Consider the following 19,675-nt stretch of genomic DNA (forward strand, 5'->3'; position numbering starts at 1 on the left):
CAATCGGTCCGAGTAGAGGCCCAACCGGCAGGCGAGGTCACGACCGCGTTCCGCGAAACGATCTCCCGACCGCCGCCGCGTAAGCCAGGGCTGCGAGGCCGGTCAGGGTGAACAGGACGGGCCAGTACCAGCCGGGCCCGTCGGCCAGCACCTGCGGCACCGGCTCCCCTGCGGCCCCGCTGAGAGAGAAGGGCGTGGCCATGGCCACGTACAGCAAAAACCGGACACCGGCACCCCTGCTGCCACCAGCACGAATGGGGAGCGCATCCGCCCGAGCAGCAGCACCACGACGACGACCGCCGCGAACCAGGGCACGCGGGCCAGGGCGAGGTCGTTGGCTGCAGTGAGGTAGAGATCGCCCGGGTCCGCGTGCACTCCGGGGTCGTAGGCCCGGTGCGCCAGCGGGCCCGCGTGGTGGAGGGCCACTTCGGTGACGACGACCACCAGCACCGTCAGGAGCGCGACGAAACGGAGCATAGTCCCATGGTGGCCCTCATGAACGTTCTGCAGGAGCAGGCGATCTGGCCGCCCCCGGCGATCGTCTTGATGCGAATGTCCCCGGACCGGCCGGTGAGCGCGCTGAGTTCGAACTCCGACCCGTAGGGCGGCGCGAAAGCCGTCAGCCGGAACGCTAGGAGGCAGGGGTAAACCGCTACTTCAGCGATGGATGTGGCGAGTACGCTGTGGCTCAGGCAGTGGCCGGTGATCGCGTGTAGCGGCGGCTCACGGAGACAGAGCGGACGCGAAGGAGCGGATGGTGCCAGGCGCTGTACTGCGAGGGGTGACTCTGGACTGTGCCGACCCGCAGACGCTGGCGGGCTTCTACGGTGCACTGACCGGGATGCGCGAACTCTTCAGTACGGACCAGTTCGTCGCTCTGACGGACGACTCCGGCTGTGATCTGGGATTCCAGAGGGTTGACGGATACCGGGCTCCGCAGTGGCCGGGTCAGGACGTGCCACAACAGTTCCACCTGGACTTCCGCGCTGACGACCTCGATGCGATGGAAGAGCTGGCTCTGAAACTCGGCGCGGCCAAACCGGACCATCAGCCCGGTGACGGACGCTGGCGGGTACTCCTGGATCCGGCTGGCCACCCCTTCTGCCTGACGTCTTCCTGACATCACCGCCGTTGACGGGTATGCCCGTCAGACGCCGTGGCGCTGAGGCATGGGCGAGCGGTTCATCAGCTGCTGGCCGCCTCGGAGGGCATGGTGTCAGATGCGCTGGTCACCAGCCGCCCGTTGGTGGCAGCTACTCGGCGGTACGGAGACCTGGATGCCGCGATCGCGTGTACGCGGTCATCATCCCAGCGGGCCATATCCCAGCGGGCCACGGTGAACGCGGCGGAAGGGGAGCGGCCAGACTGCGGGACATACTGGAGTGGCCTCGCAGGTGACCCGCGCCGGGGGTTCGGCGGTAGTAGTCGGGATAGCTGACGTTCACATTTTTGCGATGCCTGGCGTGAGCAGAGCGCATCGCGAAGACCGCACTGCGGTCGTCCTCCACCTGTCGGCGCGCTACGGGCACTGCTGGGCCGGCTTGTTGGCTGGCCCGGCTGCAGAGCGGAGTGGCTGCTTAGTCGTAGGCCTACCGTCCTTCCTGCCACGTCAGTCCGGCCGGGTGCGCGCTCTCCGGCCGGCCCTTTCCCCGCGATCATCACGACGGCTGCACGGCGCGCCCGCCCACCCGCACGAAAGCCGTCCCTGATGACGGTCGTTACCTGGAGCCGTTGGTCCGCCCAGGGGCTGCGACCTGCGCCTGGCCCGGACTACCGGGGTAAGCGAGCTGAAGATTTTCCATAGGCGCATAGAACCCCGTTTCGGTTAGCCTCACCGCACTCCCTGGATCCGGGAAGCCCACCTTTCGCCCTGCGCGCAGAACAATCGCGCCGGAATTCAGGAGGACAGAAGATGGCTGACCGTTGCGACATCGCCGTGATCGGCGGCGGTGTCATGGGGCTCGCGCTGGCAGTGCACCTGCTTGAGGCAGGTGCCGGCGACGTCCGGCTCGTGGAGCGGGACACCGTCGGCGAAGGGACCACAGCCGCCGGCGGCGGGTTCCTCGGTGACTGGGCGCCGTATGAGCAGGAGAGCGCCGCCGCCCGCTACGGCCGCGCCTTCTACGCCCGCCTGCAGGAGGAGGGCGACGACATCGGCTACCGCTCGGACGGCATGATGTACGTGGCCGCCGGCGAAGCAGTGTGGCAGGAGCTCATCGCCTGGCAGACGGGCACGCCGCTGTCGGCCGCCGAGGTCGAGCGCGTGACCGATGGCGCCGTACCCGCTGACAACGTGCGCGGCGGAGTGCTGATCAGCGACGGCGGCCAGGTCCACGCGCCGAAGGTGGCGACGGCGCTGGCGAAGCGCTTTCGTGCGGGCGGCGGCCGGCTGGACACCCGGCGCCCGGTCACCGCGATCTCCACCGCCAAGGGAAGGGTCCGCGCCGTGGAGACCACCGCCGGACCCATCACCTGCGGTGCGGTGGTCGTGGCCGCCGGGGCTTGGAGCGGCGCCCTCACCCGCGACCTGGGCTTCTTCCTGCCCGCCGCCCCACAGGTCACCTCGCGGGTGAGTACCGAGCCGCTGGACATCCCCGGCACGCTGCCCCTGCTCTTCCTCACCGGCCTGACCTCCGACGAACCCGGGGGCGGCACCCTGCTGTGGGTGCGAGAGCACGAGGGCGGCCTCCTGTGGGGCGGCACCTATGCGACCTTCCCGCGTGACGTGCTGATCGACGCGCCCGTCCCCGACCGGCTGGATGAGCTGCCCATCGACGGCGTCCTGGAGATCTTGCGGATCGCCGGCCTCGGCGCACTCGTGATGCCCGCCCTGGCCAGGCGGTCGAGGCTGCGCATCAAGCACGGCGCCCCCTGCCACACCCCGGACTCCCGCGCGCTGATCGGCCCCGTCCCCGGCGTAGAGGGCGTCTACGTTCTCGCCGGCGACAACGAGGCCGGCATCACCTACGGCCCCGGCTACGGCAAGGCCTTGGCCGACCACATCACCCGCGGCACGCCCCTGGACCAGTGGCGCCCCGACCGCTTCGGCGACCGTTTCACCACCCAGCGCCAGGTCGTGGACGCCCTCAAAGCGGCTGAGGCAGCCTCCGTGCCTCCGGCCTGATCGGCGGGGGGACCGACCATAGCGGTGACGAGCTCCCTGCCCGGCTCGGGCAGGGAGTTCCTCCCCCGCGCGCACGGTGCAACCGTCGCGGATCCACGACGCGTACATCAGCCAGCCGCAGAGACCTCTCGACGACCACCAGCGGTGCAGCCCGTCGCGGCCCTACCTGCCTGACGTGCCTCGACAACCTTCATGTGAAAGTCGGCCCGCACGCGCATCTACTCGTGCGTGATCATAATGACGGCCTTCTTCCCCTGGACCGCCAGCACCTCGAAGTTGACGTCATTGATGGTGCCGGGGCCGCCTTGGTCCGGAGTCTGCCCGGCTATGCTCATCTGCGCGCCCGACGTCGAGACCGAGTAGAAGGTGACCGACTCGTCTTCGACGGTGATCTCGACCGGCGACAGGCCCCACTTGTCGCCCAGCGTAATCACCTGGCCGTCCGAAACGAGCACCTCACAGTTCGCGTCCCGGCACGCCTGGAGCCTTGTGCCGTTCCTGGCTTTGGGGAGTGACGTCACGCGCGGCGGCAAGGGGGTCGACGGCGGAGAGCTTGCCGCAGGAGACGACGGTGCCGGAGCGGCCGACGACCTCATGGGGGCGGCGGGTGAGGCCGTTTGTTTCGCTGCGGAGCCACAGCCGGTGAGCAAGACCACCACCGGCCCGTAGAAGGACCGCTACGCCTCGCCGCTCAGTCGGCGGCCAGCGCTGAGGCCGCCGCGTTGGCCGCCCCGGAGGGCCCGGCGCCGGTCCACAGATCCAGGTCCCGATCGATGGCCACCCGCTCGGTGCGGGCCGCGCCGGTCAGCACGGCGAGCGCGTCGGCGCGTTCGGCCGGGAGGTCGATCTCGCGCGAGCGGCCGTCGACTCTGCTGGGGGGACGCTCCGGCTCCATCCACGAATCCTTGAGCATGAGGATTTCTACACAGACAGGATGCGGTGAGCACGCTTTCCTGAATCCCGTCAGCGATACGACCAAAGACGGGGAATCTCATGTCGCTCGTACAACGTCTGCTCACCGCATTAGCGATCATCGTCGCCGGGCTCGCGACAGCGGTCCCGGCGAACGCCGCCTCGACCACGTCCGTCCATGTCAGCGGCAGCACGCTGTTCATCGTCGGGACGTCCGCCGGGGAGACCGTGAACATCGATTCCCAGTTCGGGCTGCTCACGGTCGACTCCACCTCGGGGATCACCCCGGGAGCCGGGTGCTCCGCCCTGGGGACGAACGTGGTCTCGTGCTCGACGAGCGTGCAGTTCATCGACGCGGCCGTGATCGGGGGCAATGACACGGTCACCAACAACACCTCGTTGCAGGCGTCCATTCTGGGCGGCAGCGGCTTCGACACCCTGAACGGGGGCTCCGGCCGGGACGGGCTCAACGGCGGCGCCGGGGACGACACCCTGATCGGCAACGCTGGCGTGGATATCGCCAACGGGGTGGGCGGGTTCGACACCTGCACCGCCGAGACCGAAAGCGGCTGCGAAGCCTGAGAGGGCGCCGGTGGGGTGCGGATGATCCGCCCCCGCCGGTTCCCCACGTCGCTCTCAGGGGTGCCCGTAAGAAACGTGTCATGAGCCCAAACGGCGTTGATCTTGCAGATCACCGTCCAGGACCGCCGATGCGGTAGACGTCTGAGATCAGGATGCTGTCTGATCGCGGCGTCGGCGACCTTGTCGTCCAGCAGCGCGTATAGCTGGGTCGTCTCGGTGGAGGGGTGGCCGAGGCGGCGGCGGACGGCCTCGATGGAGACGCCGACGTCGATGAGCTCTGCGGCGTGGGCGTGGCGCAGTAGTTCTGCCGGCGGTGGTGGGCTGCATCGTAGGGGTCGGCACTGGCGGAAACACACCGCGGGGGTGACCGGGGCGGGCGTCCGGGGTTCATCTAACGAACTTTTGACGAACGCGAACAGGGCAATCCGCAGGTGAGCTTCGGGACCGCCGTCGCAACCACGTCTCCACTGTGTTCGCACTGCTCCGGTTCGCCGGCCGCGGCCAAGCGATCATTCAGGCCCGCGAAGCCGGCCTGGGACGCTGATGGTGGCGAGATCCGGCAGTGGACGCCGATCTCCGGTGATCTCCCGCAGGATCTCCCAGAGAGTGTCGAAACGTTCGGGGCCGAGCCGGTCCCGCCAGGACTCCAGGAGCCCGGCGATCGCCCGGTGCACGTCCTGTTCCAGCGCCCGGCCGGCGGGTGTCAGCCGTAGCAGCCTGGCCCGGGTGTCGCCCGGATGGGGTTCCCGGGTGAGGTAGCCGAAACGTTCGAGATGCACGACGAGTTCGTGCATGGACTGTTTCGTCATGCCGGCGTGCGCGGCGAGTTCGGCGGCCGTGGAGCCGTCGATTCCGTCGAACCGGAAGATCTGCAGGTGCGCCATGCGCAGTTCTGGATGGGCCGGACCGGCCTCGGCCAGTACGGCGGCGAGTGCCTGGTCGAAGGCGACGTGCAGCAGCCCGATCCGCCGCCCGGTACGTGATCCGGGCTCCATCTCCGTTGACATGATGGTCAGGCTACCTTATCTTCATGGTCAGGAAGCCTGACCATATGACAGGAGGTTGCCGGACATGACGGACTCGAACGCCGCGGAGCTGATGCGGCTGCTCACGGCGAAGTGGTATCCGCCGGTCATCGGCGTGCTGGCCGATCTGGGGATCGCGGACCACCTCGTCGACGGCCCACGCCCGGCCGGTGAACTGGCCGCCGCCGTGGGCGCACATCCCGGCGCCCTGCACCGGCTGCTCCGGGCCGCCGTCAGCATCGGCCTGTTCACCCACGACGGCTCCGGAAATTTCGGGCTTAGCCCGATGTCCGAGCACCTGCGCTCCGACCGCCCGGGGAGCCTGCGGCCCGCCGCCGTGATGTTCGCCATGGAACCCTTCTGGTCACCGTACGGACGCATTCGGCACAGCGTGCTGACCGGCGAACCCGCCTTCGACCAGCTTCACGGCATGAGCATTTATCAGTATTTGTCGGAAAACCCCGATCAGGCGGCGACCTTCGGCGCGGCGGCCGCGGCCTTCCACGCGCAGGCGGTCACTCAGATCGCCATTTCTCACGATTTTTCGCGATACGGCACGGTCGTCGACGTCGGCGGTGGAACCGGCTCTCTCCTCGCCGCCATCCTGCGCGCGCATCCAGCCGTCCGAGGCGTCCTGTTCGACCGCCCCGACGTGATCGCGAAGGCGTACGAGACCTTCGAGCAGGAGAAACTGACCGACCGGATCGAACTCGTCAGCGGCGACTTCTTCGAGTCCGTGCCGAGCGGCGACGCCCTCCTGATCAAGAGCTGCCTCCACAACTTCTCCGACGCCGAGGCCACGGAGATCCTCCGTGTGATGCGCCGCGCCACGCCGCCGGAGGCCACCCTCCTCGTGGCGGAGACCGTCGTCCCGTCCGGCGACGGCCCCCACTACTCCAAGCTCGACGACATCGAGATGCTCGTCATCGCCGGCGGCGCCGACCGCGACGAGCAGGAGTACACCCGCCTGCTGACCGCAGGGGGCTTCTCCCTCCAGAGCGTCACCCCCTGCGGCGAAAGGTTCTCCCTGCTGGAGGCCCGCCCGGCAGGCTGACCTAGGTGTACTGCCCACGGACGTTGGTGACGTGAGGCCACCACAGGGTGCCACCCACCGCGCCGCCGACCAGGAGCACCGCGAGGGTGATCCACCAGGCCGCCGCACGCGGAGTCCGCAGTACAGGCGGTGGAACAGCCGCGGGAACAGCAGAAGCCTGAGAAGCACGACGGCCAAATGGGCGCGGTAACGGCATGGCTCCATTTCAGCCGTCCACCCGGCTGTGGGGGGTCGTCGTCACCGGACCGTCCTCATACCGCGAGCTCATAACAGAGCGCCGGTCGCGAGGCTGGTTCGCTATGCCGCGATCCGAAAGTCGGCCGCGGCGAAGAGGGCATCAGGTCCTCGCAGCGTGGCGGCGCCGACCCGTGGCCCGCGGCGGCGAGCAGGGGCGTAGCAGGCCGGACTCAAAGACGTCACTGTCCAGGCCCGCAGGAGCGGGGCTACGCTATCAACTACCTCAACGCCGGTATCAACTGGCTATCAGATGCAGTTGCGCGCTATCAGGTGGACCGCTCCCAGACACAAGTGCTGTCTGGCGCCAGCGAAGATGACAGTGGCCAACGCTGTGACTTGCGCACTGTCATATAACTCTCCGTCACCGGTCCGGTGTCAGGTCACGAGACTCGTAGTCGGCGAACGGCACACCATGGCCGACACGCCGGCCGATGTGGAACCCCTCGTCGCTGTTGGGTCTCCCATTGGGGATCGCGTAGTAGTTGGTGCTCATCACAGACCTTCTTCCGGATGAAGTCCCCCTGGCGGCCCGGAGCGGAGTCGGCCAGCCGGGTGGATCATTCCAGGTCCTCCCACGACCAGGGCGCGGCGGCGCTTCCGTCGGGCTCCCGTCCAAACGTGAACCGCTCCCGGTGGTCATCGATGTCGAGGAACGCCGCGAAGCGTCCTGCGGCGGGTAGCCGTGCGACCAGCTTGGTGAGCTGATCGTGCGCGCCCGCCTCCTGCAGCGCCTTCATGAGCCAGGTCACGGCGTCCCCTTGTTTCGCGGCGAAATGGGCGGCTGGCTCACGGGCCAGCAGCACCACGAGCCGATCCTCCGCCGCTTCCAACCCCGGCGCCATGACCGGCGGGGCCACGACGGACGAGCCGTCCAGAGGCTGGTGGGCGGCGGCTCGCTCGGCCAGCTCCAGGAGCTGGTTGTGGGCCCCCGCCTCCCCCAGTGCTTGCACCAGTCGCACTGCATCGTCCGGTCGGTTCCGGAGGATGTGGGCGACCACTCGGTCGGCCAGTGCGTCGGCCTGGTCGTGCGCTTCCATCCTGTCCAGCTGCTTCAGCAGCCCCGCCACCGCGCTGGGGTCGTCGAGAGCGGCGTTGGCGGCGGGATCACGGGCCAGCAACACGGTGACCTGCTCATGCGCTCGCATCCTGTCCAGCCGAGCCAGCAATCGCGCTACCGCGCCGGGGTCGTCGAGGGCGACTTGGGCCGCGGGGTTGGCCGCAGGCAGCATGGTGAGTTGCGCGGGCACCTCCATCTTGCGGAGCTGGCCCAGCAGCGCTGTCACGGCGCCTGGTTGGTCGAGGGTGAGGTGGGCGGCAGCTCGTTCAGCGAGGAGGGCAGCCTGGTCGTGAGCTCTCATCCTGCTCAGCCGCTCCAGCAGGTCCGCGACGGCACCCGGATCGTCCAGCGCGGCGTGCATGGCAGCCCGTTCGGCCAGTACGGCGGCTTGGTCCTGCGCTGCTTTGATCGTGCGCAGCCGGTCCAGCAATCTTGTCACGGCGCGCAGGTCGTCGAGGGTGGCGTGGGCGCCGGGCTGACGGGCCAGCAGCATGTCGGCTTGCTTGTGCGCCCGCATCCTGCGCAGCTGACCCAGCAGCGCCGCCACAGCGCCCGGTCGGTCGAGGGCGATACGGGCGGCGGCCCGTCCAGCCAGTACGGCAGCCTGGTCATGCATTCCCATCCTGCTCAGCCGCTCCAGCAGGACCGCGACGGCACCCGGGTTGTCCAGCGCGGCGTGGACGGCAGCCCGTTCAGCCAGTACAGCGGCATGTTCACCTAAGGGCGGCTTGCCCAGTGACTTCAGCAATCGGGCCACTGACCCCGGGCGGTCGAGGGCGGCATGAGCGGCGGCCCGTTCAGCCAGCACGGCGATCTGCCCATGCGCCTCCAACTTCCGCAGCCGCTCCAGCAGCCCCGCCACGACGCCCGGGTTGTCCAAGGCCACGTGGGCGGCGGGGTCACGGGCGAGCAACATGTCGATCTGCTCCCGCGCTCCCATCCTGTGCAGCAGGTTCAACAACCGGATCACGGCCCGCGGGTCGTCGAGCGCGGCATATTCGGCGGCATGGCAGGCGGGGCGCCGGTCCCCTGGTCGCGAGGTGTGCAAATGGGCGACGAGGGCGGCGGCGGCTGCGGCATCGCCCAGCGTGGTGGCGTTCTTGCGGAAGTGGGCGGCATCACGGTGCAGCCCCCGGGCCCAGGCGGCGTCCCCCAGTGCCTTCAGGTCACTGGGGTGAGCGTGGGCGGCGGCGGCCGTCCAGAAGTGGATGGGCGGGATCTGATGAGCACGGTGGCGGCGGCCCTGCTGGTCGAGGTAGTCGGCCAGGCGGTATTGCGGTTCGGTTTCCCCTCGGGCCTGGGAAACGGCGGCCGCGCCGCTGGTGTTGTCCGGGCGGCGGGCACGCCGGTCGGGGAGGGCGCGGGGCTTGACGGCGGTGAGGATGCCGGGGATGCCGTTGCACGGGGTGGCGACGTAGTCGAGCGCTTGTCGCAGCCAGTCGACGCCGGTCTGGTCCCACTGGGTGTCGGTCAGGTAGGCGGGAGCGGCGCCGGCCAGCAGCGCCACCGAAAGGTGTGGCCCGGCGCCGAGGCGGCGGGCGTCCATCGCGACATCGATCAGGGCTCTGGCGGCCGGCGGGGCCTGCTCATAGCGGTCCATGAGGACGGGCACCCCTGCCAGGTATTGGGTGATCCGATCACCGCGGGCGCGCTCGGCGGCCTCCCGCAAGCGGGGATCGCCGCCGGCCTGATCCGCCATTGTTCGCAGGTCGAAGGCCGTGAACTGCTCCGCCACACTGATCTTGCGCCCGTTCAGCAGCACCCGGGCGTGCGCGTGCGCATCGGGGTCGGCATGAGTCGTCAACGCGTCCCAGTACTTGGGCCACAGGGTGGCCAGCAGCAGCACCGGCGCCCGCGACGGATCGCGCAGCAGTTCCCGCAGACCGGCGGCGACCCGTTCGCCCAGGGTCGGGTCGGCCAGGTAGAACTGGGCTTCGTTCAGCCACACCACCGTGTACGGTCCGATCCGCGCCAGGTCGGCCAGCGCCGCGTCCGACCGGGTGGGATCGATCGGATGCCACAGCCGCCACCGGCGATCCGGCGGCTGGGCTCGCAGAAGGTGCAGGGCCTCCCAGCAGGCGCGCGTCTTGCCGGTAGAAGACCCGCCGACCAGCACCGCGATCTGGCTGGTCCCGGCTGCGGCCCGCGCCACCACCTCGCCGAGGACCCGATCGTGCACGCGGGGCACATACGCCGGAAGCGGCGGCAGCTCACCCGACGCCGCGTGGGCGCCGGTCGTGGCCTGGATGGCGCGGTGGATTTCCAGTTGGTGCTCGAACGGGTCGGTCACCTCACCCAGCGGCCAGCCTGGCGGCGGCCTCTCCTGGTCGACCAGCTCGCCCAGGTGCTCGTCGTGGGCGCGTCGCACATACGTGGGCAGCGCAGGCGAACTGCGGCCATCGAAGGTGTCCACCTGGATCGGCCGGTGGACCTGGAGGGCGAGCCGATCGTCGACCTCCCGCAGCGGCCGGCCGGACTGATCGGCGCGAGCCCGGGCGTGTGCCTGTTTCCAACCAGCCATCTGGTGAGCGCGGACACCGCATTCGGTGAGCACCGCCGCAAGGGTGTCCCAACGGGGGAAGGTGTCGCCGTTGACCGTGCTGTGCAGGGTCGAGTTGCCGATGCCGGCAGCGGTGGCCAGCTTCAGATAGGAACGACCGTCCGCGTGGAACAGCCGCTCCAGCGCCGTACGCAGGTCAGCGCGGGTCCGGATAGGCCGGGGGTCGACCATCATCACCCCTCGAGAACGGTCCCAATCTAGGGGCTGGACGCGTTCGTCGGCATTCGATTCCGTTCGGAGCCTAGACCCGAATCGCCACCCTGAACGGCCGGTTCACCCGACTTCGTTCCGCCGGATGCACCGAACGCATCCAGCGACCGAACCTGGAGGGCATGACCACCACGATCCTGGCCGCCATCGGCGCTCTCACCCTGATTCTCCACACCGCCGCCCGGCTCCCCCAAGCGCTGGCCGACCTGCTGCGCGCCTTCCTGCCCGTCATCGCCGTGTTCGCCGAGCTGCGCGCGGCGCTGTCCCGCGGCCGCAGGCGAAGGCCCTCGTGACGTTCGCAGTGCTCACGCCTACAGAGGTTGAGAACCGATTTGCAGGCCACACTCACCATGATCGGCACGGGCCATCGCTCACGACACGCCTGGCGCGAGGATCGACTGCAGCGGCTCGGACCTTGCCCCCCGCCTTGCGCAACTTGGGAAAGGTCCGCAGTCGACCACACCCGCGCGGCTAGACAGTCGCGCACCTCATGCTCATGCGTGGAGAACTCCCCCAGCTAGCGATAGCACGGCGCGCGCTCGGCCGGAGCGAGCGCCATGACGGTGTGGGCGGCCTGTTCCGCGGATCAGATCCAGCCTTCCTCCCAGGCGCGGTGGGCGGCGGCGTGGCGGGAGCCGACGCCCAGCTTGGCCATGGCCGCCGACAGGTAGTTGCGCACCGTGCCGGGCGCGAGGTGCACCTGGGCGGCGATCTCCCCGATCGACGCCCCGGTACGGCAGGCACGCAGCACGTCGAGTTCCCGGTCGCTGAGCGGGCAGGGGCCTTCGGTCAGGGCGGATGCGGCGATGTCGGTGTCGATGTACCGGCGGCCCGCGGCGACGTCACGGATGATCTCGGCGAGCCGGGACGCCGGCGTGGTCTTGGGCACGAACCCGCTGACGCCGGCTGCCAGGGCGCGGCGCAGCACCCCCGGCCGCGCGTGCCGGGTGACCAGGACGACCCGGGCGGCGGGCAGCGCGGCCATGATCCGCGCGGCGGCGTGCAACCCGTCGGCGGGCGGCATCTCCAGGTCGAGCACCGCGATGTCGGGGCGGTGCTCGAGGGCCAGCCGCACCGCGTCGGTGGACGTGGCGGCCTCGGCCACCACGGTGAGGTCGGGTTCCAGTGCGAGCAGCGCGGCCAAAGCGCTCCGCAGCAGTTCTTCGTCGTCGGCGATCAGCAGCCGGATCATCGTGTCTCCGCGCTCGCGTCGACCGGCAGGCAGGCGGTCACGACGAAGCTTCCGTGGTCGTGCTCCCAGGTCAGCTCGCCTCCGGCGGCCCGCAGTCGGTCGGCCAGGGTGCGCAGCCCGGTGCCCGCCCCCGAGCCGGGCGGGCCGGTGGTGCCGTCGTTGCGCACCCGTAACCGGGCCAGGCCGTCCGTGAGGTGGTAGTCGATCTCGGCGGCGCGTGCCCGGCTGTGGCGCAGCACGTTGGTGGTGGCCTCGCGGACGACCAGACCGAGCAGGTGCCGGTCGGCGTCGGGGAGCGGCCCGGTGCCTGCGGCGGGCTCGACGTGCATCCGGACCCCGATGTCGGCCGCGGCGAGCACCCGGCCCGCGTTGGCCAGCTCCGCGTCCAGCGTCGTACGGCGATATCCCTGCACGACGGCCCGGGTGTCCGAGAGCGCGTCGGTGGCGAGCCGCTGCACCTCCAGCATCTCCGCGGTCGCGCGGGCCGGGTCGGCCGCCGTCAGCCGCGCGGCCAGTTCGCTCTTGCGCGCGATCACCTGGAGGTGGTGGCCCTGGATGTCGTGCAGGTCGGCGGCGAAGCGCAGCCGTTCCCGGGTGACCGCCAGCTCCCCGTCCAGGCGGCGCGCCGCGTTCAGCCGTTCCGCGATGTCCCACGCCCACAGTGAGCCGAGCGTCACCCAGGCGCTGAACGCGACCAGTCCCGGCGGGAACAGCACCGCGCGCACCGGATCGTCGCCTCCCGCGACCGCGCCCGGCACGGCCGCGGCGGCCATCGCCACGGCGATCAGCGCCCATCGGCGCGGCGACGGCAGGAACGTCGCGGCGACCGCCACCGTCATCGCCGGGGCCAGCGACCACAACGCGTCGTCCCGTACGGCCAGCAGAACGCCACCGAGCGTGGCCGTACCGGCGGCACTCGCGGCCATCCACGCCACGGGCGGGCGGCCGGGGCGCTGGCCGGGCGCGGCCGGGTCGGACGCCAGCCGGTGGTGCAGCAGCACCGCGCAGCACACGGCCGTCACGACGAGCGCGACGGCGCCCGCACCCCTGGCCCAGACCGGTACGCCGGAGGCCAGGAGCCCCGCGCCGGCCACGGTGACCAGGAAGAACGCGGTGGTGCCCGTGAGGCTCCACCGGGTGTAGCGGCGGAAGCGCCGCAGTGCCGCCGTCTCGCCGTCGGGCCCATGGTCGCGCACACGGTCATTCTGACAGCGCGCGGCGCTGCGGGCCGGTTCATGACAGTTGTCATGAAATCGAGTGACAAAGCCACGCGCACGCCTGCGGTTCCGGCACTACTGGCGGCTGCCACCAGCGGCCAGGCTGAGCGCGGGAGATGCCCACTCGCGCACCACCATCAGTCACCTGTCACCCACCACCCCACCAGGAGGAACCCCATGGCGAGCCTGCCCCACGGACGCGGGCACCGGTTCCGCCGGTTGCTCGACCGCTGGCCCACGGCGCTGGCGCTGGCACTTTCCGCGGCGACCTTCGGCGGCACCGAGTCGGACGAGGGGGTGGCGTCGTTCGCGTCGATCCTCCTGCTCCTGCCGTTGCTGTACCTGGTGGTCGCCAAGCTGGAGGCGCGCCGGGCGACGTGGCCGCTGCTCGTGGTCGGGATCGCCGGCGTCGTCGCGCTGCGCGTGCTGGACGTGATCGAACCGGCCGCCGTGTTCTCCGTCATCGCGCTGATCGTCCTGCTCTGGAGCGTCGTGGACGGGCACCTGTTCCGGTCCGGGACGCTCCAGGTGCAGGCGCTGGGGATGCTCGCCTTCGGTGCGCTCGGGCTGATCGGGCTGATCGTTCATCCGGATCTGGGCCGCTACCTGGTGGCGGCCGGATGGTTCTTCCATGGCGTCTGGGACTTCGTCCACCTCCGGCGGGACAAGGTGGTGGCCCCGTCCTTCGCGGAATGGTGCGGCGTCATCGACGTCGTGATCGCCGCCGAGTTGATCTTCAGCTGGTAGGTCGGCGACGGCGACGGCGACGTGCAGCATCGCGGTGAAGCCTGAAAGATCAACCCGCTCTGACCTGCGAGAGGAGACCAGGAGCCCCAGATAATCCGGCCAAGCCGTTCGACGCGACCCGCGCATCGGGCTCGCGCAGCAGGAAGCGTTCGGCGGCGCGGCGTAGCGGCCACTGGTCGTCCACGACACCGCGGGCCAGGCGGAAGTCGTCCCGTCTCGCTGAGCGGCGCGTCACGGTGCAGATGTCGCAATCCACACTGAACCCGAAGGCCCTTTCTCATTCCGGGACATCAGTGGTCAGTACGGCTGGTCGAGCGCTGAACCGCTGGTCAGAGTGCCGGAGCCGAAGCCTGTGGAGGGAGCGTGCAGCGGTCAGCGGGGACGGCGGCGCCGGTTGGCGGGGTCGTGCTCGGCGGTGATGCGGGCGGAGGTCTCCCCGCCAGGCGGATGTAGCGGCCGAGGCCGGCGGACCGTGGCCGCGATAATCGACGGCGAGGCGACCGTGTGCGAATGTTAGATTGTGTTCACCATCTTACGTGCGGGGCGCCGCCCGAGCCCTGGAGCCTGGACGGACGGATCGGCGGTGGGTGCCGGCTGACAGGGAGCCACGGCAGGGGATAGAAGGCGGACGTAATCTTAAAATCGGGGTCTCGGTCCGCCGGTCGATGTGACGACCCGCGACGGGGCGGAAGGCCGGCATTACGGAGGATGATCAATGAGCCGCGTCTCGCAAGCAGAAGCGAAGGTCAACCGAGAGCGAGTGGTGGCCGCGGCCTCTCGGCTGTTCCGTGAGGACGGTGTGGTCAAGGTCGGCATCGCGGATGTGATGAAGTCGATCGGACTGACTCAAGGCGGCTTCTACAAGCAGTTCGCCTCTAAAGATGCTCTCGTTGCCGAAGCGGCCGCCAAGGCCTTTGCCGACAACCTGCAAGACCTCGTGGCTCTGGACCAGGAGGCCGGGGGGCATCAGGCGGCGTGGCAGTCGCTGCTCGAGTCCTACTTCTCCATCGAGCATCGCGACAACCCTGGCACCGGTTGTCCCGCAGCCGGGTTCGCGGGCGACATCGCGCGTGAGCCCAAGCACAGGGAGACCTACGCCAGGGGCGTCCAGGAACTCGCGGGGTGGATCGCGCCTGGTGACGCCGGCCTGGCCGCCTATGCCACGCTCGTCGGCGGCATACTTCTTGCCCGTGCCACCGCGGGCACGCCTTTGTCGGAGCAGATCCTGCAAGCGGCACATGCGGCGGCGGCAGGGGCTGCCGACAGTGGTCAACCGGAAACCGGCTGACGTGTGAGCCACCTCGGTGTCCCGACCGCTCGGTGTCCCGCAGGGCTGCGTGCGGCGCCGGTGTCGCTGGCGGCGGCCTCCGCGTTGGCTGTGCCGGCGGGGCTGACCGCTACCTCCTTCGGCGGATCCGCCCTCGCAGGCATGGAGTCGAGACGCGATCGCGTCGCGGTGACCTCAGTCGGCGCGGACGCCCGCGTGCAGACCTTCGGGGCCCTGCCGCAGGGACTCGGCGCGCAGGTCCGGAAGGTTACGAGGTGTCCACGATGCGACGGGCGTCCGGATCGCCAACTCTTCGACCCGTTTCGACCTGTCGGTCGTCCATCCCGAGCCGTACGCCTGCGCTGAACGAGTACGTGTTCGTGAGATCGATGACGTGAGGGCAGTCCTCCGCGCGTTGCGTCTCCGGCTCCCGGGCCATTCACCTGGCCGGCTCCGGTCGGGATGACGACGTCACTCGGAGGCGCCGGCCGCCGCCGCGACCGCGGCACGTACCTCCTGGGCGAACCCCTTCACGGTGTAGCCCGGGGGCAGGCTGTCGATCAGGACGATGTCCGAGATCGCGTTGCGCACGCGCAGCGGCAGGATCGCCTGGTACTCGGGCGAGCGGTACCAGGCCTCGGCGGCGGCACGGTCGGGGAACTCCATGAGCACGACCAGACCCGGCCACGAACCCTCGATCGCGTCGGCTGTTCCGTTGGCCAGCCACTTCCCGCCGAACGGCTCGACAGTGGCCTCGACCTGCTCCAGGTACGACAGTCCCTGCTCGTTCGGGACGTCGCCAGGGATGCGGAGATGGTTGATCAGGTAGGTGCTCATCGGAGGTTCCTCTCGGGGCGGCTAAGCGTGGTGGACAGTTAAATTACCGTCGTAATCTAACTCGATGGGCGACGATTCACGCAACTTAAATGTCAGTCATGATCCAAATGGGGATGGCACTCCATCGAGGCGATCGCCGACACTGCGTGGCTGCGCAGACCACTTGGATTGCGACGTTAATCGCCGCTGTGGCCGGACGGACGGCCTGATCAAGTCGCGCCGCCGGCAGGTCGGGAGGGGTTTTCCCCTGCGACAGGGCGGCTCGCCCCCGCCTTATAGATAATGGGTGACATCTATCACGTGGATGCTGCGAGGCGGGGACTGCATGATGGCCCGTACGTCATGCCCACGCATCGCCTGCCCCGATGAGGTGACCCTGCCGTCGCCGTCGCTGGTCCCCGGAGCGTTGCACCAGCCTGAGCATCCGCACCGTGGCCCTCACCTCGTGTGGCGACGATCCCAAGGCGCTGGGCGACATGTACTCCGACGCGGCCTCCATCAGGGCCGCGGTCGAGCAAGCTCACGTCGATTCGCGTGGATCGCCCGGACGGCGCCCCGATCCAGGTCATCGTGGACGACCTGCCGGCGCGCAAGGACTGGCGCGCCCGAGCCTGGGCCAGGCGCAACAAGGTCGAGTTGTGTTTCACCCGGACCACTTCGACATCACGCGAGTCCGTCACGTCCGGATGGGGCGTCGCCAGGGAGGGGGGCCGTCCTGCGGGCTTCGAGCGCATCCAGGATCAGGTCCAGGCCGAAGCCGAACTCGCTGGCGTACTCGTAGCCCGGTTGCAGGGCGTGGTCGCGGATCATCTCGGCGAGGTACGGCAACTCCTCCGCCGGCAGATTCCGGAGGATGCCGCCGGCCACGTCCTGGACGTCGTCCGGCGTCGTCATGGGCAGGTTCGCCTCCTGCAGGACGAACCCGGAGACGTAGCTGTCGATGAGCGAGACGGCGTGCGCGGCCATCGGCAGCGTGAAGCCCGCCTTCCGGAGGACGCCCAGGACGGTGTCGTGGTGGCGCAGCGTCGCCGGTCCCGGATCGCGGCGGGAGTCCATGAGGCCGAGAGCCCAGCTGTGCTGCGACAGGACCATACGTGCGGAGATGGCGCGCGTACGGATCGCTTCGCGCCAATCGTCGTATTCGGCGCCGGGCAGCTTGATCGCCGCGAACACCATGTCGACCACGCCGTCGAGGATCGCGTCTTTGTTCGGCACGTGGTGGTAGAGCGACATCGCCTCCACGCCCAGTTCCTGCGCGATCCGGCGCATCGTGATCGCCGCGACGCCGCCGCGATCCGCGACCCGGATCGCGGCTGCCAGCACGAGGGTTCGGCTGAGCGGTTGTGAGGATGGTGACACGACGGCTCCGAGTGATGGACGAGTTGACAGCCTTACGAGCGTAAGCCAACCTTACGTTCGTAAGCTGCCTTACGAAAGTAAGGCTGCTCGCCGTCTCGTCCATCCGAGCTCTGCCACAACCGGGCGGACAAAGGAGGTTTCAATGCCGATGCCGAGGTGGTGGGGGCACGTGAACAAGAAGGTGTTCAACCCTCGCGCGATAGCCGGCGGGAGATGGCCGGTGCTGATTCACGTCGGTCGCACCTCCGGTGTTGCCTACCGCACGCCGCTCGACGCGCATCCCGTCGCCGGCGGCTACTTGTTCGTCCTGGTGTATGGTTCGCGCTCCGACTGGGTGCAAAACGTCCTGGCGGCCAGGGGAGCCCGACTCCGCGTCGACGGGAGAGAGGTGGAACTCACCGCCCCACGCCTCATCGGGAAGGACGAGGCGTTCCTGGCCCTCCCCGATGAGGTGCTCCGTCCACCGAAGCTGCTCCGCATCACCGAGTTCCTCCACATGGACCTGCTCGCGGGCTGACCCCCGCCGCGCCGGCAGTCCCCTCTTGCCCGCCGTTGAGCCGGACCCGCTCGCCGATCCGGCACCGACCCGCTCCGCCATACGACGATTACAGGACCAGCATCATGCATACAAACAGGCGGGCAACCCCGATTGCGGGCACACTGGTCATCGTAGGAATGATCGCCGGTGTGCTGAGCATCGTTCCCGTTCTTGAGGATCCACGCCGCCTCGCTCTCATTCCCGCACACGAGAGTCAGGTCATCATCGGCTCGGTTGCGCAGTCCATCATGATCCCCGCCTATGTCGGCTTTGCTCTGTACCTCTATCCGACGTTGAGGGCGGAGAACGAAGCGCTCAGCCTGGGCTTCCTCGGATTCAGGCTGATCGCGGCCACATTCCACTTCATCGGCGTGATTCTGCTGCCCTTGTTTCTTGTGCTGGGTCATGAATTCGCCCAAGCCGGCCCTGCGGACGCATTCCGACTTGAAGTGCTGGGCGAAGTGCTGCGAACGGGCCGCGACCTGGTCAATCACGTCGCGTTGATCATCTCGCTGGGCCTCGGAGACCTCCTGCTTCTCCTCATTCTATGGCGGTCGAAATTCGTCCCTCGATGGCTGACCGGTTGGGGATTCCTGGGGATCGCGGCAGCGATGTCGGCGAGCTTCTTAGTGCTGCTTCGTCTGACTGACGTGGTCACTCCGCTCTACTTGACCATGAATGTGCCGCTGGGCCTGCACAGTTTTGTCCTCGCCGTGTGGCTGATGACAAGAGGCTTCGCCGCGCATCCGTCGACTACGGCCGACCAGCACGGCGTCCGGCGCGATTGATGCGCCGGCCGTCCCTACACGGGGTCTGAAACCTCTCCCCTGGTATCGCCGGGTTCTCAAAGCGCTCAGCAATAGACCCGGTGAGGCCATAGCCGAGAGAAAACAGCAGATGCTCTCGGTCGCGACCAGCCGCAGCTGAACAGGCCCGCGTCGTGCACGTCCTGGAGCGCGCGGAGGCGGCACAGCCCTGCGCCGATGTCTTGGCCGCTCAGCGGAAGCGGGCCACGGCGCCGGCGGCTGGGAAGGTCCCAGCGGCTCTCTCCCCAAGTGGAAGCTCTCCAGCACGACTACAGTTGCGGAGTGGTCACCCGTACGAGCTCCGGCGGACACCGCCAGTTCCTCACCCGCCGGATCGTCGTGGCCGCGGGCAGGCGCGTGGCCGAGTCCGAAGGGGTTGGCGGGCTGACCATCCGGCGGGTGGCCGCCGAACTGGGCGCGGCGCCCATGGCGATCTATCGCCACGTCAAAGACAAGCACGAGCTCACCATGGCGCTGCTGGAAGACGTAGCCGAAGGGCTGCCGGCGCTGCCCACCGAAGGCGGGACCCCGCAGGAGCGGATCGTGGCCGCCTTCGCCGCCGTGGACGCCTATCTCGCCCAGCACGTGTGGGTGGTGGAGATCCTCCGGCAAGGGGAGCTGTTCGCGCCGCGCGCCGCCTCCCTGTTCGTGTGGACACTGGACCAGTTCGCCGAGCTCGGGATGGACGACCGGCAGGCGACCGACGCGTACGCGCAACTGTGGTGGTACGTCCTCGGCCACTTGTGCTACCTGCCCGGCGTCGCGCCTGAGCGGCGCGCCGCCCGCGAGGGGCTGCTGAGTTCGTCGGTCGACGACCCCGAACGGGTCCGCCGGGCGGTCCGCCCCTTCGACCATCAGACCGCCTTTCTGTCCGGCCTCGGGACCCTGGTGGGCGCGCTCGCGACCCGCTGATCGCTCTCACAGCGCGCCACCTATTTAGGTTTGCCTAAC

At 69.2% G+C, this 19,675-nt stretch carries 20 protein-coding genes; 10 read left to right on the forward strand and 10 right to left on the reverse strand.

Going from position 1 to position 19,675, the window contains the following annotated elements:
* Positions 1-102: 102 nt before the first annotated feature.
* The gene (locus tag FDA94_RS39770; RefSeq protein WP_137245112.1) at positions 103-477 is read right to left on the reverse strand and encodes a hypothetical protein; all 375 of its coding nucleotides are present in this window, start codon (positions 475-477) and stop codon (positions 103-105) included.
* A 304-nt stretch (positions 478-781) separates the two neighbouring features.
* Here FDA94_RS39770 and FDA94_RS01130 point away from each other — a divergent pair, with 304 nt between their 5' ends.
* Both FDA94_RS01130 and FDA94_RS01135 read left to right on the forward strand, forming a co-directional pair.
* Complete coding sequence (locus tag FDA94_RS01130; protein ID WP_246059442.1) at positions 782-1,120, forward strand: VOC family protein; 339 nt, start codon at positions 782-784, stop codon at positions 1,118-1,120.
* A gap of 792 nt (positions 1,121-1,912) precedes the next feature.
* A complete protein-coding gene (locus FDA94_RS01135) occupies positions 1,913-3,124 on the forward strand; it encodes an NAD(P)/FAD-dependent oxidoreductase (RefSeq protein ID WP_137245113.1) in 1,212 nt (403 codons plus the stop codon).
* Between the two features lie 218 nt (positions 3,125-3,342).
* Here the strand turns inward: FDA94_RS01135 and FDA94_RS01140 are convergent, their stop codons facing one another.
* Together FDA94_RS01140 and FDA94_RS38945 are read right to left on the reverse strand one after the other, a co-directional pair.
* Positions 3,343-3,558, reverse strand: coding sequence for a hypothetical protein (locus FDA94_RS01140; protein WP_137245114.1), 216 nt, complete (start codon positions 3,556-3,558; stop codon positions 3,343-3,345).
* A 257-nt stretch (positions 3,559-3,815) separates the two neighbouring features.
* Entirely contained in the window at positions 3,816-4,019 is a 204-nt protein-coding gene (locus tag FDA94_RS38945) for a hypothetical protein (protein ID WP_170990728.1), read from the reverse strand.
* A gap of 98 nt (positions 4,020-4,117) precedes the next feature.
* On the opposite strand from FDA94_RS38945, the gene FDA94_RS38950 reads away from it, so the two are divergent.
* On the forward strand, positions 4,118-4,618 hold the full coding sequence (locus FDA94_RS38950) for a calcium-binding protein (RefSeq protein WP_170990729.1): 501 nt from the start codon (positions 4,118-4,120) through the stop codon (positions 4,616-4,618).
* 509 nt (positions 4,619-5,127) lie between these two features.
* Here the strand turns inward: FDA94_RS38950 and FDA94_RS01150 are convergent.
* Positions 5,128-5,625, reverse strand: coding sequence for a MarR family winged helix-turn-helix transcriptional regulator (locus tag FDA94_RS01150; RefSeq protein WP_246059443.1), 498 nt, complete (start codon positions 5,623-5,625; stop codon positions 5,128-5,130).
* A gap of 64 nt (positions 5,626-5,689) precedes the next feature.
* On the opposite strand from FDA94_RS01150, the gene FDA94_RS01155 reads away from it, so the two are divergent.
* Positions 5,690-6,697 carry a methyltransferase gene (locus FDA94_RS01155; RefSeq protein WP_137245115.1) on the forward strand — a complete coding sequence of 336 codons (1,008 nt, stop codon included), beginning with the start codon at positions 5,690-5,692 and terminating at the stop codon, positions 6,695-6,697.
* 598 nt (positions 6,698-7,295) lie between these two features.
* Here the strand turns inward: FDA94_RS01155 and FDA94_RS40970 are convergent.
* Entirely contained in the window at positions 7,296-7,427 is a 132-nt protein-coding gene (locus FDA94_RS40970; RefSeq protein ID WP_281286512.1) for a hypothetical protein, read from the reverse strand.
* Between the two features lie 64 nt (positions 7,428-7,491).
* Positions 7,492-10,725: a hypothetical protein gene (locus FDA94_RS01160; protein WP_137245116.1), complete on the reverse strand. Its 3,234-nt coding sequence runs from the start codon at positions 10,723-10,725 to the stop codon at positions 7,492-7,494.
* 158 nt (positions 10,726-10,883) lie between these two features.
* Here FDA94_RS01160 and FDA94_RS38955 point away from each other — a divergent pair, with 158 nt between their 5' ends.
* Complete coding sequence (locus FDA94_RS38955; RefSeq protein WP_170990730.1) at positions 10,884-11,054, forward strand: hypothetical protein; 171 nt, start codon at positions 10,884-10,886, stop codon at positions 11,052-11,054.
* Between the two features lie 293 nt (positions 11,055-11,347).
* Here the strand turns inward: FDA94_RS38955 and FDA94_RS01165 are convergent, their stop codons facing one another.
* Both FDA94_RS01165 and FDA94_RS01170 read right to left on the reverse strand, forming a co-directional pair.
* Entirely contained in the window at positions 11,348-11,953 is a 606-nt protein-coding gene (locus tag FDA94_RS01165; RefSeq protein ID WP_137245117.1) for a response regulator transcription factor, read from the reverse strand.
* Positions 11,950-13,149 carry a sensor histidine kinase gene (locus FDA94_RS01170; RefSeq protein ID WP_212735098.1) on the reverse strand — a complete coding sequence of 400 codons (1,200 nt, stop codon included), beginning with the start codon at positions 13,147-13,149 and terminating at the stop codon, positions 11,950-11,952. The genes FDA94_RS01165 and FDA94_RS01170 overlap by 4 nt, the downstream gene beginning before the upstream one ends.
* A 198-nt stretch (positions 13,150-13,347) precedes the next feature.
* Here FDA94_RS01170 and FDA94_RS01175 point away from each other — a divergent pair, with 198 nt between their 5' ends.
* Together FDA94_RS01175 and FDA94_RS01185 are read left to right on the forward strand one after the other, a co-directional pair.
* Positions 13,348-13,917 (forward strand): hypothetical protein, encoded by a 570-nt coding sequence (locus FDA94_RS01175; protein ID WP_137245118.1) that lies wholly within the window; start codon positions 13,348-13,350, stop codon positions 13,915-13,917.
* Positions 13,918-14,632: 715 nt separating this feature from the next.
* Entirely contained in the window at positions 14,633-15,205 is a 573-nt protein-coding gene (locus tag FDA94_RS01185; RefSeq protein WP_137245119.1) for a TetR/AcrR family transcriptional regulator, read from the forward strand.
* Between the two features lie 450 nt (positions 15,206-15,655).
* On the opposite strand, the gene FDA94_RS01190 is transcribed toward FDA94_RS01185, so the two are convergent.
* Together FDA94_RS01190 and FDA94_RS01195 are read right to left on the reverse strand one after the other, a co-directional pair.
* A complete protein-coding gene (locus FDA94_RS01190) occupies positions 15,656-16,021 on the reverse strand; it encodes a DUF1330 domain-containing protein (RefSeq protein WP_137245120.1) in 366 nt (121 codons plus the stop codon).
* Positions 16,022-16,684: 663 nt separating this feature from the next.
* Positions 16,685-17,344, reverse strand: a complete 660-nt coding sequence (locus FDA94_RS01195) for a TetR/AcrR family transcriptional regulator (RefSeq protein WP_137245121.1) — start codon at positions 17,342-17,344, stop codon at positions 16,685-16,687.
* 205 nt (positions 17,345-17,549) lie between these two features.
* Here FDA94_RS01195 and FDA94_RS01200 point away from each other — a divergent pair, with 205 nt between their 5' ends.
* The 3 genes from FDA94_RS01200 (at position 17,550) to FDA94_RS01210 (ending at position 19,636) form a co-directional block, all read left to right on the forward strand.
* Positions 17,550-17,897, forward strand: a complete 348-nt coding sequence (locus tag FDA94_RS01200; RefSeq protein WP_246059445.1) for a nitroreductase/quinone reductase family protein — start codon at positions 17,550-17,552, stop codon at positions 17,895-17,897.
* A gap of 104 nt (positions 17,898-18,001) precedes the next feature.
* Positions 18,002-18,706 (forward strand): DUF4386 domain-containing protein, encoded by a 705-nt coding sequence (locus tag FDA94_RS01205; protein ID WP_137245123.1) that lies wholly within the window; start codon positions 18,002-18,004, stop codon positions 18,704-18,706.
* A 300-nt stretch (positions 18,707-19,006) separates the two neighbouring features.
* Entirely contained in the window at positions 19,007-19,636 is a 630-nt protein-coding gene (locus FDA94_RS01210) for a TetR/AcrR family transcriptional regulator (protein ID WP_170990732.1), read from the forward strand.
* Positions 19,637-19,675: the final 39 nt, after the last annotated feature.

Origin of the sequence: Herbidospora galbida (assembly GCF_005233835.1) — a bacterium.
GTDB lineage: Bacteria > Actinomycetota > Actinomycetes > Streptosporangiales > Streptosporangiaceae > Herbidospora > Herbidospora galbida.